General features: G+C 58.1%; 18 protein-coding genes. 10 read left to right on the plus strand and 8 right to left on the minus strand.

Annotated features, from left to right (window positions below; all coding sequences use genetic code 11):
- Positions 1-77: 77 nt before the first annotated feature.
- Genes DFO46_RS20350 through DFO46_RS20360 form a run of 3 tightly spaced genes read right to left on the minus strand, consistent with a single transcriptional unit; the run spans position 78 to position 2,927 of the window.
- Positions 78-1,139 carry an aldo/keto reductase gene (locus tag DFO46_RS20350; RefSeq protein WP_120278829.1) on the minus strand — a complete coding sequence of 354 codons (1,062 nt, stop codon included), beginning with the start codon at positions 1,137-1,139 and terminating at the stop codon, positions 78-80.
- Between the two features lie 16 nt (positions 1,140-1,155).
- Positions 1,156-1,833, minus strand: a complete 678-nt coding sequence (locus DFO46_RS20355) for an aspartate/glutamate racemase family protein (RefSeq protein WP_120278830.1) — start codon at positions 1,831-1,833, stop codon at positions 1,156-1,158.
- A gap of 14 nt (positions 1,834-1,847) precedes the next feature.
- The gene (locus DFO46_RS20360) at positions 1,848-2,927 is read right to left on the minus strand and encodes a LacI family DNA-binding transcriptional regulator (protein WP_120278831.1); all 1,080 of its coding nucleotides are present in this window, start codon (positions 2,925-2,927) and stop codon (positions 1,848-1,850) included.
- A gap of 185 nt (positions 2,928-3,112) precedes the next feature.
- Here DFO46_RS20360 and DFO46_RS20365 point away from each other — a divergent pair, with 185 nt between their 5' ends.
- The 9 genes from DFO46_RS20365 (at position 3,113) to DFO46_RS20405 (ending at position 13,140) form a co-directional block, all read left to right on the plus strand.
- Entirely contained in the window at positions 3,113-4,135 is a 1,023-nt protein-coding gene (locus DFO46_RS20365; protein ID WP_120278832.1) for an ABC transporter permease, read from the plus strand.
- Positions 4,136-4,165: 30 nt separating this feature from the next.
- On the plus strand, positions 4,166-5,176 hold the full coding sequence (locus DFO46_RS20370; protein WP_110792779.1) for a substrate-binding domain-containing protein: 1,011 nt from the start codon (positions 4,166-4,168) through the stop codon (positions 5,174-5,176).
- A gap of 103 nt (positions 5,177-5,279) precedes the next feature.
- Complete coding sequence (locus tag DFO46_RS20375) at positions 5,280-6,821, plus strand: sugar ABC transporter ATP-binding protein (protein WP_120278833.1); 1,542 nt, start codon at positions 5,280-5,282, stop codon at positions 6,819-6,821.
- Complete coding sequence (locus DFO46_RS20380; protein WP_120278834.1) at positions 6,821-7,852, plus strand: ABC transporter permease; 1,032 nt, start codon at positions 6,821-6,823, stop codon at positions 7,850-7,852. Before DFO46_RS20375 ends, DFO46_RS20380 begins: the two co-directional genes overlap by 1 nt.
- Positions 7,853-7,866: 14 nt before the next feature.
- Positions 7,867-8,868: a dihydroxyacetone kinase subunit DhaK gene (locus DFO46_RS20385; RefSeq protein WP_120278835.1), complete on the plus strand. Its 1,002-nt coding sequence runs from the start codon at positions 7,867-7,869 to the stop codon at positions 8,866-8,868.
- Positions 8,869-8,872: 4 nt separating this feature from the next.
- Complete coding sequence (locus tag DFO46_RS20390; RefSeq protein ID WP_120278836.1) at positions 8,873-9,520, plus strand: DAK2 domain-containing protein; 648 nt, start codon at positions 8,873-8,875, stop codon at positions 9,518-9,520.
- 573 nt (positions 9,521-10,093) lie between these two features.
- On the plus strand, positions 10,094-11,269 hold the full coding sequence (locus DFO46_RS20395) for a tyramine oxidase subunit B (RefSeq protein ID WP_120278837.1): 1,176 nt from the start codon (positions 10,094-10,096) through the stop codon (positions 11,267-11,269).
- Between the two features lie 69 nt (positions 11,270-11,338).
- Positions 11,339-11,767 carry a RidA family protein gene (locus DFO46_RS20400; RefSeq protein ID WP_120278838.1) on the plus strand — a complete coding sequence of 143 codons (429 nt, stop codon included), beginning with the start codon at positions 11,339-11,341 and terminating at the stop codon, positions 11,765-11,767.
- Between the two features lie 74 nt (positions 11,768-11,841).
- On the plus strand, positions 11,842-13,140 hold the full coding sequence (locus tag DFO46_RS20405) for an FAD-binding oxidoreductase (RefSeq protein WP_120278839.1): 1,299 nt from the start codon (positions 11,842-11,844) through the stop codon (positions 13,138-13,140).
- A gap of 37 nt (positions 13,141-13,177) precedes the next feature.
- On the opposite strand, the gene DFO46_RS20410 is transcribed toward DFO46_RS20405, so the two are convergent.
- Genes DFO46_RS20410 through DFO46_RS20430 form a run of 5 tightly spaced genes read right to left on the minus strand, consistent with a single transcriptional unit; the run spans position 13,178 to position 18,476 of the window.
- Entirely contained in the window at positions 13,178-13,624 is a 447-nt protein-coding gene (locus tag DFO46_RS20410; RefSeq protein WP_165826288.1) for a MarR family transcriptional regulator, read from the minus strand.
- Between the two features lie 49 nt (positions 13,625-13,673).
- Complete coding sequence (locus DFO46_RS20415; protein ID WP_120278841.1) at positions 13,674-14,207, minus strand: MarR family transcriptional regulator; 534 nt, start codon at positions 14,205-14,207, stop codon at positions 13,674-13,676.
- Between the two features lie 39 nt (positions 14,208-14,246).
- Entirely contained in the window at positions 14,247-14,735 is a 489-nt protein-coding gene (locus DFO46_RS20420; protein WP_110792789.1) for a thioesterase family protein, read from the minus strand.
- A gap of 14 nt (positions 14,736-14,749) precedes the next feature.
- Positions 14,750-16,321 (minus strand): indolepyruvate oxidoreductase subunit beta family protein, encoded by a 1,572-nt coding sequence (locus tag DFO46_RS20425; RefSeq protein WP_210210648.1) that lies wholly within the window; start codon positions 16,319-16,321, stop codon positions 14,750-14,752.
- 1 nt (position 16,322) lies between these two features.
- The gene (locus DFO46_RS20430; RefSeq protein WP_120278842.1) at positions 16,323-18,476 is read right to left on the minus strand and encodes an indolepyruvate ferredoxin oxidoreductase subunit alpha; all 2,154 of its coding nucleotides are present in this window, start codon (positions 18,474-18,476) and stop codon (positions 16,323-16,325) included.
- A gap of 118 nt (positions 18,477-18,594) precedes the next feature.
- Here DFO46_RS20430 and DFO46_RS20435 point away from each other — a divergent pair, with 118 nt between their 5' ends.
- Positions 18,595-19,728, plus strand: a complete 1,134-nt coding sequence (locus DFO46_RS20435) for a carbon-nitrogen hydrolase family protein (RefSeq protein WP_245422666.1) — start codon at positions 18,595-18,597, stop codon at positions 19,726-19,728.
- The last annotated feature ends 1 nt before the right edge of the window (position 19,729 follow it).

Consider the following 19,729-nt stretch of genomic DNA (forward strand, 5'->3'; position numbering starts at 1 on the left):
CCACTCCTGTACGGTTACCTGTGGTGTTTCGCCGAAGCGAGTTTCTTACAAGTCTCTGTGCAATCCGGCCCCTGAGCTCAAACCATGCCGAGATCAGCGAAGGAGGCATGCAGCGCCTGGTCTGCCGACGACAGCCGCTCGGCTGCGAAGTTGTGCTGATGCCAGTATGGGTAGATGTATGGCGGGCGGCTTGTCAGGTTGAGCCGAGATAGCTCTTCTTGAGAAAGCTTGAGACTGGCGGCTGCGATATTGTCGCGAAACTGTTTCTCGTCGAGGCCGCCAACCACAAGTGTTGAAATCGCAGGGCGGGACAGTGTCCAGGCGAGGTTCACCTGCGCGACCGACACGCCTCGTTCCGTCGCAATTTCTTCGAGCACATCAACAATGGTCCAAAGGCGCTCTTGATCGCGGATCGGCGGTTCACTCCAACCTTGCGCCTGTCGCGACTGCTCCGGAGCCTTGTTGCGCCCGAATGCGCCGGAGAGAAGCCCTGCGGCCAAGGGGCTCCAGACCATTACGCCCAGGCCCTGGTCGACCGAAAGCGGGAGCAGTTCGTATTCCGCCTCTCGTGCCTCAAGTGTGTAATGGATCTGCTGTGTGACAAACCGCAGCAATCCCTTGGCGTCCGAGGTGTGGAGAGCCTTCATGACGTGCCAGCCGGAATAGTTCGAGCAGCCGATGTAGCGGATTTTGCCTTGTTGGCGCAGCGTATCCAGTGCCTCCAGGGTTTCATCGAGAGGTGTCAGGCCATCCCATTCATGCATGAAGTAGATGTCGATATAGTCACGCTTCAACCGTTTAAGTGATCGCTCGCATTCGCGAATGATGTGAAAGCGAGAGGCGCCTTCGTCGTTGGGACCGTCGCCGATCTTCATGCGCGCCTTGGATGAAATCAGCACATCATTGCGCTTCGTTCCCAGCGCTTCGCCGAGTATTTCCTCCGATCGTCCGAGCGAATACATATTTGCCGTATCGAAGAGATTGACGCCGAGTTCGATGCAACTGTCGATCAGGCGCTGCGCTTCCACGACTCCCTGGTTGGCAACCTTGGCAAATCCCCCGACCCCTCCGAACGAAAACGTGCCCATGGATATCGCCGATACCTTGAGACCCGAACGTCCCAGAAATCTGTATTCCATTCTCTCCTCCTCGAAATCAGTCAACCGACATGCGCGATAGGCGCAGCACTTGAGCGATATAGTCCATGCCGAGTTCGGGACTCGTCAGGTAGGGCCGATGCAGTGGCCCTTCGTGAAGCGCGCGCGCCATGGATGCCTGGGCAAGAACCACAAGTTCGACTTCGCCGGACAGCGCCTCGTAATCCTTGCGGACGCGCTCGTCATGGCCTTCACGATTGCCTTCGCGCAGGCAGGAAAATGCGCCGGCCGAGAGCCGCGATATGAATTTGCAATGGCGGCGCATTCGTTCCGCCGTGCTTTGGAGCAGCCGGGTGGTTGGGTCGAGCGTGGTGGGTAAAGTTGCAAGGATGCCGATCGTTGAAGCCTGCACAACCGCCCTTTCCGCCATTCCCCTGTCAATCCGATAAAGCGGCGTCACGGTTCTTGCGGCCAGTTGATCTACGGCCTCGCCAAGTGTCGAGCACGTGACAATGATCGCACTGCTCCCAACGTTTGTCGCCGCCTGAACATGGCGTTCAAGGTCGCTGAAAACCTTCTGGTCCACCCGACCGTTCGCGATGGTTTGCGCCAGCAGATTTTCATCTATGGTGGATGCGATTTCCCAGCCGGCAAGTCTTTCCGAGGCCAGCGATGCGAACATGGGCTCCAATGCCGAGACGGTGTGGATGAAGGTCAGCTTGCGGACCGGGGTCATCGGCCTGGAAGCTGTCATTCTGCGGGCAGTTCGATCTTCGGCGCACGATTTCTGCTGCGCTGCACGAGTTTTTCGTGGCTTCCGCGTAGAACCAGATCTGCTCCGACCAGGATCTTTACGGCTGGTTGGGACTCGGTCGAATGGATGAGGTCATCGAGAATGGTGACGGCAAGATAGCCAATCTTTCGTTTTGACACCTCGATCGTCGTCAGGCCGGGATCCATCGTGGCACTCTGAGGCAGGTTGTCAAAGCCGATAATTGAGACATCTTCGGGGATTTTCGGCCCGTGCTCTCGCAATGCACGGATGAAACCGTAGGCAATGATGTCATTGGTACAGAAATAACATTCAGCCAGATCAAGTCCATCTGCCAGCAATTGCCGGGTGTCGCTGTAAGCGCCGTCATATGTCGATTCCACCGAGAGGATATCGGCCTCATCCACCGTCAGGCCTAGCCGTCCCATGTTCTTGAAAAAGGCATCCCGCCGAAGTTTGAAATTCGTGGTTTCCACATGCGAGGCAACAAAGCCGATCCGCCTGAAGCCTTGTTGATGAAAGCGGGACAGTACCTTGAAGACAGCATCCTCGTTGTTCATATTGACAAAATTGGCGTCGACGACATCGAAGAACGTATCGATGAACACTGTCGGGTATCCAAGTCCCTGGATCAACCTGATGTCAGCTTCAGTCAATTCCGTACCAAGTGCAACGACACCCGAGATGGGAGCGCCAGCAAGCGATTCCGCAACGGAACTGATCGGCTGGCCTTCAAAGCTGACCACCTCGAGGGTGTAGTTCCGTCTGGTCGCCTCGGCTGACATTCCATCGATGTAGTCCGAAATGAACACGCTATGGTCGCGGTTCACCGTATGGCCATGCTTTGCGATTTTCAGGAAGCGCAGCGTCTCGCCAGGTTCGGCGGAGGACTTGTTTGTCCGCGGAACGTAATTGAGGCTTGCCACCGCTTCCAGCACCTTGGCCCGCGTCACGCCCGAAATGTCACCCTTCCCATTCAGCACCAGAGACACGGTTGCAGCAGATACGCCGGCGGCCTCCGCAATGTCTCTGATCGTGAGATTTTTGCCGTTCTTCATCACTGTTCCGAATGCTGCATCTGCGAGATAATTTACTAAACAATGTGGCGGTCAATCAGCATGTTTAAGGCAAATAGGATGCGTTCGCAACGAGAATTGCGTTCAAAATAGGCCTTGCCAGCGGGTTTCTGCTTTGTTACCGTTTAGTGAAGTCGTAAACTGTTCACTAAACATGGGAGGAGACCATGCGGGGAACCGGCGGCCAATTCGTGATGCTTGTCGTCATGAACGCCCTGCTGCTTGTTGCTGGAGAGCTGATCTCCGGCGGCTCCTTCCTGTCGCTGTTCAATCTGCAATCGATGGCGGGTCAGGTGCCTGAAATCGGCCTATTGGCCATCGGGGTGATGCTTGCGATGTGTGCCGGCAATGGCGGCATTGATCTGTCGGGGATTGCGCTTGCCAATCTGTCGGGCGTGGTCTCTGCGGTGCTGATGGTGTCTTTGTTGGGGCCGGCCTCCGATCCAGCCACGTTCAGCGTCGGTTTCATGGTTGGCTGCCTGCTGGTCGGGCTGGTTGGTGGTCTCTTCAACGGGATCTTGATTGCCCGCTATTCCATCACGCCGATCCTTTGCACGCTTGGCACGCAGATGGCGTTCATGGGCCTTGCGATCGTTGTCTCTCAAGGCCGCGCCGTCACCGTCGGCAGTCCGGCGATACTCTGGAGCCTCGGCAACGATATGCTGTTTGGCATACCGATCAGTTTCGTCATCTTCGTGGTCGTTGCTACGCTTATTGGCGCCGTGTTGAAGTTCACGCCTTTCGGCCTATGGCTGATGTTGATGGGGACGAACCCTAAGGCTGCGACTTTCGCCGGATTTCCGAAGAATGGTGTCGTCCTAACGACCTATGCCTTGTCCGGAACGCTGTCGGGTCTGGCTGGTATCATAATCGCGGCCCGCAACGTCAATGTGAAGTTCGACTATGGCAGCTCCTATCTGCTGATCGCCATCTTGATCGCGGTCATGGCAGGTGTTCGCCCTGAAGGTGGCTACGGCCGCGTCGTCTGCGTAGTTCTAAGTGCGGTCGCTCTTCAGCTGATGTCGAGCCTGCTCAACTTCGGCGGTCTTTCCAATTTTGTCCGGGATTTCGCCTGGGGAGCACTGTTGCTCACCTTTCTGGCGGTTGGACGCTACGACGTGATCGGTTTTTTTGCTCCGATGCGTCGCCCTGAAGATCCTTCGGCGTCTGTCCCTCAATCGCCGAAGTAACAAATCGAGGGAAAACTTGTGGAGGAAAGCATGAACTCGTTTGCCAGGAAAATGATGCTCGGCACCGCACTTGCAGCCGTCGCGCTTGGAGGCTCGGTCGGAGTGCTGGTCGCGCAGGACAAGCCTGTGATCGCGACAGTGGTCAAGATCAGCGGTATCCCGTGGTTCGACCGCATGAACACCGGTGTGGTTGCCTTCCAGGAGGCCAATCCGGATGTAGTCGCAAGCCAGAGCGGTCCGGCGACTGCCGACTCTGCCCAGCAGCTGCAGATCGTCAACGATCTGGTGGCCAAGGGCGTGAATGCGCTCGCGGTCGTTCCGATGGATCCGGCCGTGCTCGAAGGCACGCTGCAGCGGGCCATGGAACGTGGCATCATCGTTGTCACCCACGAGGCCGACAACCAGATCAATACAAACGCCAATGTCGAAGCATTCGATAACGCTGATTATGGTGCCGCGTTGAACGAGCGCCTTGCGGAGTGCATGGGCAAGGAAGGTAAGTGGACGACATTTGTTGGGTCGCTCGGCAGCCGTACGCACATGCAGTGGGTCGGGGCCGGCGAAGAAAATGCCAAGAAGTATCCCGGCATGGAGCTTGTCGATGCGAACAACGAGTCCTTCGACGATGCAAATGGGACCTATGAAAAGGCCAAGGAAATCCTGCGCAAGCATCCTGACATCAAGGGTTTCCAGACTTCCGCCGGCAATGACGTCCTCGGCGTTGGCCGGGCCATCGATGAAGCAGGTCTGAGCGGCAAAGTCTGCCTGGTTGGCACGGGTCTTCCGAACCCTTCGGCCGATCTTCTTGAATCCGGAGCAATCACCGCAATCGGCTTCTGGGATCCCCAGAAAGCTGGAATGGCAATGAACACGATTGCCAAGCTCCTGCTCGAAAAGAAGGAGCTCACCGATGGCATGGATCTCGGTGTGCCCGGCTATGAAAAGGTGACCGTGAAGCAGGGCGCCGGCAAGGGCTTGCTGGTGGTCGGTAACGGCATGGTTCTCGCCGACAAGGCTACCTACAAGGACTTCCTGTTCTGATCCTCCCGATCAGCCCCGTGACCGGAGGGAAGATCTTCCGGTCACGCCACCGCAGCATGAACACGTCTGCGGAAAAAATGAGGATCGTGTGCCCGTGATAGCAATGCAGACCAATATTGAGCAGCCGGCAGAGCTGCTGCGATTGAACAATATCCAGAAGTGGTTTGGCGGTGTGCACGCGCTTCGGGGCATCAACCTGACGCTTGCTCGCGGTCAGGTCTATCACCTTCTGGGTGAAAACGGTTGCGGCAAAAGCACTGTTATCAAGATCATGTCAGGTGCCCATCCACCGTCTGCGGGTGAGATCATTTTGGAAGGCAAGAGCTTTCCAGCGCTTACCCCCATTCAGTCGCTTTCGGCTGGTATCGAGACAGTCTACCAGGATCTTTCGCTCCTGCCCAATATGACGGTCGCCGAAAATGTCGCGCTGACGGAGCAGCTCGTGTCTGCGGGCGGGCGGCTTGCGCGTATCTTCAGGCGTAGCCAGATGCATGAAACGGCGGCACGTGCGCTTGCTGCCGTCGGCCTGCCCACCGACCGAGGCTTCCTGCAGGAGATCGTTTCTGACCTGCCGCTTGCAACCCGCCAACTGGTGGCGATCGCTCGAGCCATCGCAACGCGGGCAAAGCTCGTGATCATGGACGAGCCTACGACGTCCCTGACGAGACGTGAAGTCGACAATCTGATTGTAGTGGTCGAGCGCCTGCGTGCCGAAGGTGTGACCGTGCTTTTCGTCACCCATAAGCTCGAAGAGTGCTACCGGATCGGTGGAAACGCCATCGTTTTCCGTGATGGGCAGTGTGTGGCCCAAGGCCCGATCGCCGACTTTACCAAGGGCGATCTGGCAGAATTGATGACCGGAAGGCAGATTACTGCAACTCGGTATCGCGAGGCACGTCCGGGCGGTCAAGTCTTCTTCGAAATCGACCATTTGCAGACCGACAATGTCGAAGATGTTTCACTCGCCGTGCGAAGCGGCGAAATTCTCGGTATCACCGGTCTTGCGGATTCCGGTCGCAACGAGCTTGCCATGGCACTTGCAGGTGTCATGCCGACCGGGCGGGGCAAGATGCTGATCGACGGGAAAGAGATCAGGCTGAACTCACCCTCTGACGCCATCCAGTACGGTATCGGATATGTCCCGGAGGATCGCCTCGCCGAGGGACTGTTTCTAGACAAGTCCATTCTCGACAACGAGATCGCCCTGACCGTCCGGGATCTGACCAATGCCATCGGTGTCATTGACCGCGATCGGGCAAGGGCCCTCGCCGACGACCTGTCTGCTCAAATGCGCCTCAATACAAAGAATATTGACCTTCCTGTCGGCTCGCTCTCTGGCGGCAACCAGCAACGCGTTCTGATTGGACGCTGGCTCAGCATCCGCCCCAGGCTTTTGATCCTGCACGGCCCGACGGTTGGAGTCGATGTCGGTTCGAAGGATACCATTTATCGGGTCATCCAATCTCTTTCCGCCTCGGGCATGGGGTTGATTATCGTCAGTGATGATCTGCCGGAACTCCTGCAGAACGCCGACAGGATCATCGTCATGAACGGTGGCCAGATCGTCTCGGAATTCGATGCGGAGAAAGCGTCTGAGGACGACCTCTACCGGGCAATGTTGGGCAGTGCAAAGGGGGCCGAATAATGAATGCAATTAAAGCCGAGGCGGCCCCTTCTTCGACGCCCGAAAGAACTTATGGATTGGGTTCTCTGATACGCCGGCGCCCCGAGACGATTACCTTCGCTCTGCTCGTGACCATTTGTGTTGCGGTCTCGATCGCCAATCCGGCATTTCTGCAGCCTTCGACACTGATCGATATCGGTCGCTCAAGCGTCGTGATGGGACTTTTTGCACTCGGCGTCTTCGTCATTCTGGCGGCGGGAGGCATCGATGTCTCGTTCACTGCCATTGCCGCCTTCACGATGTATTCGGTGACCCTTTTGGTGCAAACCCATCTGCCCGGGTTGCCGATCTTGGTGATCATCCTGATCGCGATGGCAGGCGGTGTTTTTCTCGGCATCATCAACGGGCTCCTTGTTCACCATCTGCGGGTGCCCTCGCTGATCGTGACGATCGGCACTCAGTATCTGTTTCGGGGTTTTTTGCTCTCCTTCATCGGCACCGTGTGGATCATGTCGTTGCCACCACAAATGGGGGCGTTCGGGCGGATGCCGCTGCTGCAGTTCGAATCCGCCAATGGCGCTTTGATTACCTTGCCTTTCTACTTCGTCGTGCTTCCCGCAGCCGCCATTCTCACCTGGTGGATCCTGAACCGGACCCTGATGGGGCGGGCTATCTTTGCCGTGGGTGGCAATGCCAGCATCGCCGAGCGTCTGGGCTACAGCCTGCGCACGGTACACCTGTTCCTTTTCGGTTATGCGGGAGCATTGGCAGGTCTTGCAGGTGTCATTCATGTCTGCGCCAACCGTCAGGCGAATCCATTTGATCTTGTTGGAACGGAAATCAACGTGATTGCGGCCGTCGTTCTCGGTGGAGCCCGGATCACAGGTGGAACCGGCACGGTTCTCGGCACGGTTCTCGGCGTCTTGCTGATCGTCGTCATCAACAGCGTTCTGGTGCTGGTCGGGATCCCGAGCACCTGGCAGCGACTGGTCGTCGGCAGTTTCATCCTGCTCGCAGCTGCCTTCTTCGTCACGCGACAGCGCAAAAAGTAACAGTGGAGGATAAAGTGAAGAAATTTCTCAACGATCCGGTCGACTTCGTCGACGAAATGCTCGAGGGCATTTACGCGGCACATCCTATGGTCACTTACGCGAATGGCGACCTGCGCTGCCTCGTCACGGCAAAACCGAAGGCGGGCAAGGTCGGACTGACCACCGGTGGAGGCTCGGGCCATCTGCCGACGTTCCTCGGTTTTGTAGGCGACGGCATGCTCGACGGAGCAGCCGTTGGTGGTGTCTTCCAGTCCCCCAGCGCAGAGCAGATGTACCAGGTGACGAAGGCCGTCGATCAGGGCGCAGGGGTCCTCTACATCTACGGCAACTATTCCGGCGACATCATCAACTTCGACATGGCCGCCGAACTTGCAGATCTTGATGGCATCGCCGTTAAGCAGGTCGTTGGAAATGACGACGTCGCCTCCTCAGTCGTCGGAGAGGAACACAAGCGCCGTGGCGTTGCAGGTATCTTCTTCATCTACAAGGCGGCAGGTGCAGCGGCGGCGGAAGGTCTGTCGCTCGACGAGGTATCGAGGATTGCCGACAAGGCACGACTGAAAAGCCGGACCATGGGGGTCGCACTTTCAAGTTGCGTCGTGCCGGAAATCGGTCACGCCACCTTTTCCATCGGCGAGGACGAAATGGAAATCGGCATGGGTATCCATGGCGAACCCGGTATCAGCCGCAAGAAACTCGCTCCGGCAGACGCGGTCGTCGATGAGATGATGGACCGTATCTTCAATGAAACCGACTATAAATCGGGTGACGACGTCGCCGTCCTCGTGAACGGGCTCGGTGGTACACCGCTTGAGGAACTCTATATCCTGTTTCGTCGGGTCCGCCAGCTCCTCGACTCGCGCGGCATCACGGCCAAGCATGTCTGGATCGGCGAGTTCGCCACCTCGATGGAAATGGCGGGCGCCTCTGTCTCGATCCTGCATCTGGATGCAGAACTCGACCGCCTGATGGCCGCTCCAGCCAACACGCCATTCTTCAAGCATGTTACGGGATAATGCCATGAGCCTTGCAAAACTGGATGCGGGCCACCTGATCGCCCTGTTTCAAAGCTGGCAGCAACTCTTTGCCGAGCAACGCGAATTTCTGATCGCTCTTGACGGTAAGGTCGGTGATAGCGATCTCGGAATCACGATGGCCAAATCTTTTGCCGCAGCTGCCGAAGCGGTTGCCGCTGAAGGCCGGGATGTCGGGCTGTCTAAACTTTTGCGTACCGCCGGTGCCACGATGGCGCGGACTGCGCCTTCGACGATGGGAACGCTCACGGCGACAGGTTTCCTGAGGGCGAGTAAGGCAGTCGAAGGACTGGATGCTCTGGATACAGCTGCTCTTGCTCTGTTCTGGCGGGCCTATACCGATGGGATTGCCGAACGAGGCAAGGCCAAGGTCGGAGACAAGACGCTGCTTGATGTGCTTGATCCGCTCACCAGGGCGCTCGAAGCTGCGGCGGAAACGGGTGACAGTGTTCCTGTCGCGCTTTCTTCGGCTGCCAAGGCTGCAGAAGAAGCACTGGAGGCGACAAAGTCGATGGTGGCCCAGCACGGCAAGGCTGCAGCGTTCCAGGAAAAGACTGTGGGATTGCAGGATGCCGGCGCAACCGTTGGATTTTTCCTCGTCAGGCGCATGGCCGAATTCGTCGAGAGCCACTGAGGCTACGCCGCCGCCCGCAGGCTTGAACTCATCGGCGTCGATGCCGAGCACCGGTATTTGTCCCTCCCGGCTAGACCATTCGAGAGTCCATGCAGGTAGCCGGCGCGTGGCGTGGTCACGGCGCCGGCCTCAGTTTTGAGACGATATGTTAACTGCTGGTGCTGGGGGCAGGCCGCTCGCGGTTTGACCATAGGAAAAGGCTGAGCACCATAATCATCTGGATGGGCCATCGCGCCATTCGACAGGGCTGAACGCATTGGCATATTGATGCAGGGCGACGCGCCTGCCGATAGGCAGAGATCTGACGAAGGGCGGGGATTTGTCAGTCGACGTGTTTCAATTGAAGCACGAAGCATGGACAGCCTGCTGCCCGACGATATGCGCCGTCAGCGCAACCTGATCGGCGGGACTGGTGGATTGAGGCCATCAACCCGACGGGCTGACGACCACGAAACACGTCTGTCGGAACCTGAAGCGTGGCCTGATATGCAAAATTATCGGCCACTTCCGACATTCCTTGCTTTCTCCATCCATGACAGCTTCCAGGCATCGGAAATCAGCAGAGTAACTTCCATGCTTCAGGACAACTGCGACCTCCCAACGGACGGGCCCAAGATCTCGACGCGGATCGACTTCATCTATCTTTCCGAACCGGACATGATCCGAGCCGGAGTTGCCGATATGGCGGCATGCGTCGATACCATGGAAGAGATGTTCGGCCTGCTTCATCACGGCGACTATCGCATGGCGGGCGCCAACAACAATTCGCATGGCTCGGTGATCATTTTCCCTGAAAATTCACCCTTTCCAGACATGCCCAAAGCCACGCCGGACCGTCGGTTCATGGCAATGCCGGCCTATCTGGGCGGCAGCTTCCGGACAGCCGGCATGAAGTGGTACGGCTCGAATATCGCGAACCGCGACAAGGGGCTGCCGCGCTCCATCCTGATGTTCGTGCTCAATGACGCCGATACTGGCGCGCCACTGGCCTTCATGTCGGCCAATCTGCTTTCGGCCTATCGGACCGGCGCGGTCCCAGGCGTTGGCGCTCGACACCTGGCTCGCAAGGATTCCCGTGTCGTCGGCATTCTCGGCCCAGGCGTCATGGCGAAAACCTCCCTTTCCGCCTTCATGGCAGTTTGCCCGCAGATCGACACAGTGAAGGTTAAGGGTCGCGGCCAGAAGAACCTCAATGCATTCCTTAAATGGCTTGGCGATACATTCCCCCAGATCACCAATGTTTCGGTCGTCGACAGTGTCGAAGAGGTGGTGCGCAATTCCGACATCGTAACCTTTTGCAGTTCCGGCGCCACCGGCGACCCGTCGACCTATCCCTTGATTGTCAGGGAATGGATCAATCCGGGTACCTTCCTTGCCATGCCGGCACTCTGCAATGTCGATGAGGGCATGCACGCGCCTGAGATCCGCAAGGTTCTCGACAATACGGGACTCTACGAGGCCTGGTATGAGGAAAATCCCAAGCCGGTGCATAACTCGATCCCTGCGGTCGGTATCAAGTTCATGGATCTCATCTCCGAAGGAAAGATGTCTCCGGATCAGCTCGAAGACCTGGGCAAGATCGTTGCCGGCGAGGCCCCCGGCCGCAATAACCATGAAGAGATCATCATCATGTCGGTGGGAGGCATGCCGGTGGAGGATGTCGCCTGGGGCACGGTCGTCTATCGTAATGCTCTGGAGAAGGGGATCGGCGTCAAGCTGAACCTCTGGGATACACCGACGCTACGCTGATGGACCCCCTGCGCAAAGCGCGCTCTTCCTCCATCCCATCAAACTGTTGCAGAAAGCACACCGGAAACCATGACCGATGTCATCAAAGTCAAAACCGGCTCAAGTTTTGAGGAACGCGGCAGCTATTCTCGCCTCGTTGCGGTCGACAATCTCATCTTCGTGTCCAACACCGCAGGCCGTAATCCCCGCACGAAGTTGATACCCGATGATCTTGCAGAACAGACGCTTCAGGCTCTTTCCAACATTGAAGGCGCCTTAGCAGCGGTTGGGGCAAGCCTTGAGGACGTGGTGGCCGCGCGGGTTTTCGTCCAGTTTCCGGAACATATCGAGACGATCATGGCGGCTTATGCCGAGAGGATGCATGGCATCAACCCGACACTGACGATGACCTGCCCACCCCTTGGGTCCACCGAATACAAGGTGGAGATCGAAGTCACCGCCTATCGCGGTGCGTCGAAGGCCAAGGTTACGGAAATGGTGATCTCCCTGGCCGGTTGAGACCGCGCGAGCACGGCCTTGGTCGCCAGACTGAGGTCTTACGCCAAATCCCATCGTGATTGAGGAAGACTGCCTTGGCCCCCGTCATCGTTCCCGTTCAAACCTCTCCGGATCTTCCCGAACAGACGACGGTTGTCGTGATCGGTGGCGGCATAGTTGGCCTCACAGCAGCCCTTACACTCGCCGAACGAGGGGTTCCCGTTGTCGTGCTTGAGAAGGGCCGCATCGCCGCAGAACAGTCGTCGCGCAATCTTGGCTGGATCAGAAAGACGTCGCGCGACAAGGTCGATGTTCCACTGGCGCTGGCATCCGACGCGCTTTGGGCGGAGATGCCAAAGCGAACAGGCACCGATGTCGGTTATCGCCAGGCTGGCATCATGTATGTTGCGCGCACAGATGACGAAATGGCCGGGCATGAGCGATGGATCAAGTCAGTGGAGGGGCTGTCGCTGGATTCTCAGCTTTTGAGCCCCGCCGAGATCGCCCGGCTGGCTCCCGGTGGCAGAGGGACATGGGTGGGTGGCATCTATACCGCATCCGACGGCAGGGCCGAACCGACACTCGCCTCCAGCGCCATCGCGTCCGCCGCCATTGCAAGAGGCGCCGTCATTGTCGAGCAATGCGCCGTTCGGACGCTCTCGATGGCAGCCGGCCGGGTTGCTGGCGTCGTCACGGAACGCGGCGAAATTCGCTGCGAACAGGTATTGTTGGCTGGCGGTCTGTGGTCGCGCCGCTTTCTCGGCAATCTGGGTGTTGCGCTGCCGACGCTGCCTCTGGTCGCCTCCGTTTTCCGAACCGCGCCTATGGACGGCCCAACAGATATCGCGGTGGGCGGTCCCGATTTCTCCTTCCGCAAGCGGCTCGACGGCGGCTACACGATCACCCAGAGAGGGGCACTGTTTGCGCCGCTGACGCTGGACCATCTACTGATAGGCCATAAATATCTGCCGACCCTGATCGCACAGTGGAAAAATGTACGAATTTCCGTCGGCAGGGATCTTGTCCGGGACCTGTCGCTGGGCCGCCGCTGGACCGCATCCGACCGTTCTCCTTTCGAGAACGCGCGCATCATGGATCCTCCCGTCAATCCGGCGCTCAATGCCGAAGCACAGCACAATCTCGAAGCCGCCTGGCCTGTCTTCAAGGGGGCCGTCGTCCGGCAGAGCTGGGCCGGCATGATCGACGTGACTCCCGATTCCATGCCGGTGATTTCGCCGGTGATGAAGATCCCTGGGTTGACCCTCGCTTCAGGATTTTCTGGGCACGGATTCGGCACGTCGCCGGCGGCCGGCCAGCTCGCGGCAGATCTTGTGACCGCCAGCACGCCGATCCTCGATCCGTCTCCCTATAGTCTTGATCGTTTCACCGGCTGACACGAGGCGAGGTGCTTAAGGACCAGTCTCCGCCGGATCAGGCAACGCGGTCCTCCCCCGCCGCTTCGTTCGACGCAATCCGGGTGTGAAGCTTTTGGAGGCCGCAGACACATGCCCGCAACTCATCCGGCTGCAGCTGAGAGACAAATTGCGAATAGATGCCGTTGATCGCGGGGGCGATCTCCTGAAGCTTCTTCCTGCCGCGGCTCGTCAGGGCGACAGTGCGAACCCGCTGGTCCTTGTCAGAGATTTTTCGAACGACGTGACCGGCATTGACCAGTGTTTCGATCACTCGGCTTGCGCCGGACTGCTCTATCAAGGACAGGGCTGCCACTTCATTGACCGTCATTTGCCCGTGAGCATGCAGCGATGACATGATCCTCAGCATGGGTTCCGTCCAGCCATGCGCCTGCAAGACCTGACCTTGAATGGTTGACCATTCCCGCGCCAGCCGGTTCAGCTGATACGGGAGATAATTCTCCATCTGATCCTTGTCATTGAAAGGGAAAATCGGAGCCGGTCTCTCCGGCTGATCAGTCTTTGATGTCATCGGCTATATCACCAGATTGCTTGTCCCGGCCGCTCCCTGTGGAAAGCGACCTTAGCCCTTCAGTCAACATGTCGATCTGAGCCGAACTTTGAGAAGCCATGGCGCGGGAGACGACCTCTCTATGCACTGCAAGCGCTGCCTCGAAGGTCGCGCGACCGTGCTCGGTCAGGTAAGCGCGAAACGACCGCCTATCGGTTTGCGCATTTTCCTTTCCAAGAAGACCATCCTTGCCGAGGCGCGCAATGAGGCCTGAGACATTCCCGTTGCTGACCCTCAGCTTTCTCGACAGCTCGCCCAGCGCAAGGCCATCCGGATAACGATAAAGGTGCGAAAGCACATCGAATTTTGGCACTGAAAGGCCAAATTGATCCGCCAACGCTGTGTTGAGGTCGGTATAGATAACCCGGTGAACATTCAGAATCTGAAGCCAGAGCCTGGTCTCAACAACATGTCGCTCCACTTTGCCTTCGCTGCCGGCATCGTTCGGCTGCCCGTTGATTTTGTTGTCAGTCCGCACCGATTGTTCTCTGTGTCTGGCTTTCGCTGAAGGTCACATCTACTCTCTGGCGGTGTGCGAGTAAACAATGAGCGCCTCGCGAATGTCGTCCGGGATCTCGATGGACTGGTGTGTGGCAAGCGATGTCACGACGGTGACGAACTCTCCTCTCAAGGCCTCCTTATCGCCCTTGAGCGCATGAAGGACGAGCGTATAGGACTTGGCTCCAATCCGCTTCACTGTGACGAAAACCTCGATTTCATCGCCCATCATGCAAGGGGAGAAGAAGGTCGATGCAGCCATGCCATAACCGAGCCCAGTCCTGCGGGGGCCAAGGATATCGTAATAGTCGATGCCGAGGCACTCGCAGAACCATGCTTCGATGGCCTGGTTGAAAACATCGAAGAATTTCGGCGTGTAGACAATGCCGGCCGGGTCGCATTGTCCATGCCGAAAGACAAATTTCGCGGACCACAGATGCGGGGGAACGTCTGCCCGTGTAATCGGCTCGGGCTTTTGTGCCGCCGTGCTGGTTGTGATGATGTTCATGGCTTTCAAACTCTTCAGCGGATCGTTTCAATGGTCTTGACGACGCCGTCCAGCGATTCATGAGATGAATCCTTGACGGCGCTGGTGAGAAGGAGCCCTGCCCACATTGCCGCATCTTCGCGATCCGCAATCTGCAATGTCGATCGCATAACTTTGTCGAATTTGGAAAGGCTTCTTTCGTGCGTGTCGGAGTAGCCTTTGATTAGCCGCCGGAACTTGAGGATCTCCACGGCCAGCGCATAGTTTGATGTGAGAGTGCGCGAGGCCGCCGCGAGCCAATCATCGCGATGGCGCATCTCCGCCTGATAGCGTAGCGACATTCGACGGGTGAACCGCAGGCTGCCGAGCAGGTAGAGTATTGAAAACCACCGCAGCGAATAGGTTTTCACCTTTCGTCCCTTGTTGATGCGCCGGTCTGCCCATGCGTAAAGCTTCTGGTGGCGCGAAATCCACCGTGCCAGACCAACCGGCAGCGCAGAGACGAACTCCTCCATGCGCGGATGCATGTATTCGGTCGTTTGGATTATCTTTTCGGCATCTACACCGAGTTCTTTCCTGATCCGCTCGCGGCGTGCCGAGCGGATCTTCGAGCGAGCGACGCGGATCATGTCGTCATAGACCATAGCGTTGGCCAGATACTTGGCGGCCTGGACCGTGAAAGCAAAATTTTGTCCTTCTCCTCCGGCGACGATATCCCGCTGGTGGAGATCAATCAGAAGGTCGATATATTCGCTGCCGTACCTGATGTCCTGGAAATCCACGACCTTCTTCAGGCCCAGAAATGTCATTGCGTGTGCCGGTGGCGCGAGCGAGGTCCGTATCTGCTGCAGGAGCGCATTGGCGCGCGGATTCTGCAAATGCTCGGGCAAGACTATATCGGTTGCCGAACCTGTCGCCGGTCTCGCCGGCTTGAGTTTAGGTTGCAGCGCCCGATCGAACGCGGCGTCGAATGTGGCGATACTTGCCTCAACGCCTTTCCCGCCGAAGCGAATGACCTTGTGGTAGGTCTCGCGTGCGAAGGGCAGGGCGCCGGAGGCGGCGAGCGCGCCGAAGAGCGCGGCAGAAATCACGCTCCCATTTTCCACCGCGACCGCATTCATGTCGAAGATGATTTCGTGGTGGGCGGCGACATGGACAGCATCCGTCACGGCGCCGCTGTCGGCGACACTTTCTCCCGGCGCCATTTTCTCGGTGATCGCAAGGGCGCGGTGGTTAGAGGCGATCAGCGTGGTTCGATCCGGGGTGACGATGCCGCGAAGAATGGAGCGGCCCGCTTCCATATATTCTGACGCGATGACCACATCGACATCGCCGGGTGTCGGCATCTGGGCCAGGATCGGATAGCGACCATCCTCTCCCATCTGCATCATCTCGACATAATAGATGGTCGCGCCCGTGCGCTGGGCGACCCCGGGCACGGAGGTCGATTGCGCGACCCAACCATGCTCTTCGCCAAGTGCGACCACCCAGTCGGTCAGGACGCCGCCGCCCTGGCCGCCCATCGCGACGATTGCAATCGATATCGGCCGCTCGGTCGCCGGACCCACGGGCTTCAGGTCGAGCTTGACGGTATCATCTTTCAACATCTCAAACCTCGAAACTGATGGCCAAGCGGTCCTGCCGCCTTTGCAGGAAACGGATAACGGGCGCGGTCAGTCTCTCTTTCAGCCTGTCCCAGCGCGTTGGATTGTGGATGACATCGGCCTGATAGAATGAAGGGCAGAGAACAGCCGCATCGGCCACCTCTCCGCAATTTCCACAGGCCACGCAGGTATTGTCGATCGAAGCGACTGGATCGTCGCGCAGGGGATCGTCCAGCTGCTTGATGGACAGCGACGGACAGCCGGAAAGCCGTATGCAGGCATGGTCGCCGGTGCAGACCTCTTCATCTACGCCGAAACGCGCCGTCACAGTGCGCGCGCCGCCCTTGATGGCCTTGGTCACTTTCGGCTTTTCCCGGCGCTGCTTGTTCAGCATGCATTCCGAAGAGGCGACAATGATCTTCGGCCCCTCTTCGGTTGTCGTCAGGGCTTCCTTCAGAAGCGCCTTCATCTTCGGAACATCATAGGTTCGGTCGATCTGACGCACCCAGGTTGCACCAATGCCGCGCACGGCATCGACAATGGAATTCTTCGTCTTCCGACGCTTGTTGAAAGCGCGGGAGGACAAAATGTCCTGCCCGCCTGTTGCCGACGAATAGAAATTGTCGACGATCAGGAAAACACCATCGTGCTTGTTGAAGACCGCGTTGCCGATGCCGCTGGTCAATCCGTTGTGCCAGAAGCCGCCGTCGCCCATGATCGCGATGGACCGCTTTGCGCCCTTGACGTTGAAGGCCGAGGCCGAGGCCGCTCCCAGACCGAAGCCCATCGTGGTGGCGCCGATGTTGAAAGGCGGCAGGATCGAAAACAGGTGGCAACCGATATCGGCCGACACATGATGTGTGCCCAGTTCCTCATCGACGAGCTTCATGGCCGCAAAGATCGGCCGCTCGGGACAGCCTGTGCAAAGTCCCGGCGGACGTGCGGGAACGACGTCCTTCAGCCTTGCAATCGCCGGCTGGGTCAGAATGGGTTCCGCGACGGGCTTTGGTGGCCGGTTGCCCAACTGTTGCGGGTCGAAATCACTGAGGAATTTCTCGACACCGGCCGTCAGGACTGCGGCGGTGTAGTCGCCACCGATCGGAAGATAGTCCTTGCCACGGACCTTTGCGGCGGCGGAACTGCGCGCCAGGACGGTCGTGATCGACTGCTCGATATAATTCGGCTGGCCTTCCTCAACCACGAGAACCGCATCCAGCCCATCACAGAATTCCTCCACTTCCGTTGTGATGGTCGGATAGCCGACATTCATCACGTAGATCGGAATCCGTGTCTTGCCATAGGCGTCGCTGAGGCCGAGGAACTGGAGCGCCCGGATGAGGCTGTTATACATGCCGCCTTGCGTGATGATCCCGGTCTTGCCCGTCCGTTCACCGAAGAACTCGTTCAGTTTGTTAGCGCGAATGAATTCGATCGCTGAGGGCATGCGATGCCTGATCTTTTCCTGCTCATGCTCATAGGCGGCAGGCGGCAGCACAATCCGGCTCAGGTCACGCTTTGGGTTGTTGAGCGCATCGGCGATGGTGAATTCGGGCCGCTTGTTGTCCTTTGCAACGAAACTGCCCGTCATGTGGCATGAGCGAACACGCACCTGCAGCATCACGGGCGTGTTCGAAGCTTCCGATAGTTCAAATCCCTTCTCGATCAGATTGACGATACAGGCATGTTCCGGACGTGGATCAAGGAGCCACATCTGAGATTTCATTGCGAAGGCATGCGTTCGCTCCTGCATGATGGACGAGCCTTCGCCGTAATCTTCGCCGATGATCACCATCGTTCCGCCTGTGACGCCGCCTGATGCAAGGTTTGCGAGCGCATCCGATGCCACATTGGTACCGACTGTTGATTTCCAGGCGACAGCCCCCCGCAGCGGATACATGACTGAGGCCGAGAGCATTGCCGCAGCCGTCGCTTCGTTGGCAGAACTCTGAAAGTTCACCCCCAACTCATCGAGAATGTCATTCGCGTCCGCGAGGACGTCCATGAGATGCGAGATGGGCGAGCCCTGATAGCCGCCGACATAGGATACACCCGACTGCAACAATGCCTTCGTGATGGCAAGAATGCCCTCCCCACGAAAGATATCGCCGTCGCCGAGCCGTAAATGTTCCACTTCCTTGGCAAAAGAACGTTCAGCCATGATCGCCTCCAAAAAAATATATGGCATTGCATAACTTTATATGTAAACTAATTCAAGTCGGACAACGCGGCAGAATAAAAAGCTTCGATCGGCCGGCGAACGGAGGTGGACGGCTCTGGTGGTTTTAAGCGCCGGCGCCGAGGTTTGTGGCGGATGTGGAGCGTCGCCTCCCATTCAGCGCAAGCCACATCAAAACGCGTGGACTGGAGGCCTCATGCTACCCGACAAGGATTTTCCGATTTTCACGGCAGCCGCGGTGCAAGCCAGCCCAGTTTTTCTGGATGCGGAAAGGACGGCACAAAAGGCGGCCAGCCTCGTCGCCGAGGCTGCCGGTAACGGAGCGCGACTCGTCGTCTTTCCGGAAGTCTTCATTCCGGCCTATCCCTACTGGAGCTGGATTACCGATCCGCTGACAGGAAGCACTTGGTTCGAGCGACTTGTTCGCGCCTCCGTCTTTCTGCCCGGTCCCGAGATAGAGATCGTCTGCGCTGCGGCCGCAGCCACCAACGCGTATGTCGTGATCGGCGTCAACGAGCGGAGCGCGGTCTCTCTTGGCACGCTCTACAACACACTGGTCTTCATCGGCCCCAACGGAAAAATCATCGGCAAGCATCGCAAGCTCGTGCCCACCTGGGCCGAGAAGCTGACCTGGGCCGGCGGCGACGGCTCCAGTCTCAAGGTTTACGACACAGAGATCGGTCCTCTTGGCGGCCTTGCATGCGGTGAGAACACCAACACGCTGGCACGCTTCACGCTTCTGGCGCAAGGAGAATTGATCCACGCCGCGAGCTACATTTCACTTCCTGTGGCGCCTCCCGACTACGATATGGCTGAAGCGATCAAGCTGCGCGGGCAATCTCACAGCTTCGAGGGCAAGGTCTTCACCATTGTCTCAACGTCTACGATTTCCGAGCAGATCATCAGGGAGATGGAGAAGGTCAGGCCGGATGCACGGGCTCTGCTGGAGCGCAAGTCCAGTGCCTTCTCCGGCATCATCGGCCCGGACGGGCGGGTGTTGGGAGATCCCCTGATCGACGACGAGGGCATCGTCTATGCCGAAATCGACCTGAGGCGATGCATCCAACCCAAGCAGATGCACGACATCGTCGGTCACTACAATCGCTTCGACGTGTTCCAGCTTCATGTGAACCAGACCCCTCTGCCGCCCGTCGCATTGCGCTCCCGGGGCGAGGCTGCGGAAGGCTCCGAGCCGCCTCAACAACAGCCTGCATCCGAAACGCTGCACCTCTAAT

This window comes from Rhizobium sp. AG855 (assembly GCF_003610655.1).
Taxonomy (GTDB): domain Bacteria; phylum Pseudomonadota; class Alphaproteobacteria; order Rhizobiales; family Rhizobiaceae; genus Allorhizobium; species Allorhizobium wuzhouense.

Coding starts and splice junctions, on each gene's coding strand:
- DFO46_RS20390 (WP_120278836.1), top strand. CDS start 8,873: ATGAGCCTTGCAAAACTGGATGCGGGCCACCTGATCGCCCTGTTTCAA.
- DFO46_RS20395 (WP_120278837.1), top strand. CDS start 10,094: ATGCTTCAGGACAACTGCGACCTCCCAACGGACGGGCCCAAGATCTCG.
- DFO46_RS20365 (WP_120278832.1), top strand. CDS start 3,113: ATGCGGGGAACCGGCGGCCAATTCGTGATGCTTGTCGTCATGAACGCC.
- DFO46_RS20425 (WP_210210648.1), bottom strand. CDS start 16,321: ATGTTGAAAGATGATACCGTCAAGCTCGACCTGAAGCCCGTGGGTCCG.
- DFO46_RS20420 (WP_110792789.1), bottom strand. CDS start 14,735: ATGAACATCATCACAACCAGCACGGCGGCACAAAAGCCCGAGCCGATT.
- DFO46_RS20360 (WP_120278831.1), bottom strand. CDS start 2,927: ATGAAGAACGGCAAAAATCTCACGATCAGAGACATTGCGGAGGCCGCC.
- DFO46_RS20400 (WP_120278838.1), top strand. CDS start 11,339: ATGACCGATGTCATCAAAGTCAAAACCGGCTCAAGTTTTGAGGAACGC.
- DFO46_RS20350 (WP_120278829.1), bottom strand. CDS start 1,139: ATGGAATACAGATTTCTGGGACGTTCGGGTCTCAAGGTATCGGCGATA.
- DFO46_RS20380 (WP_120278834.1), top strand. CDS start 6,821: ATGAATGCAATTAAAGCCGAGGCGGCCCCTTCTTCGACGCCCGAAAGA.
- DFO46_RS20375 (WP_120278833.1), top strand. CDS start 5,280: ATGCAGACCAATATTGAGCAGCCGGCAGAGCTGCTGCGATTGAACAAT.
- DFO46_RS20430 (WP_120278842.1), bottom strand. CDS start 18,476: ATGGCTGAACGTTCTTTTGCCAAGGAAGTGGAACATTTACGGCTCGGC.
- DFO46_RS20370 (WP_110792779.1), top strand. CDS start 4,166: ATGAACTCGTTTGCCAGGAAAATGATGCTCGGCACCGCACTTGCAGCC.
- DFO46_RS20355 (WP_120278830.1), bottom strand. CDS start 1,833: ATGACCCCGGTCCGCAAGCTGACCTTCATCCACACCGTCTCGGCATTG.
- DFO46_RS20410 (WP_165826288.1), bottom strand. CDS start 13,624: ATGGAGAATTATCTCCCGTATCAGCTGAACCGGCTGGCGCGGGAATGG.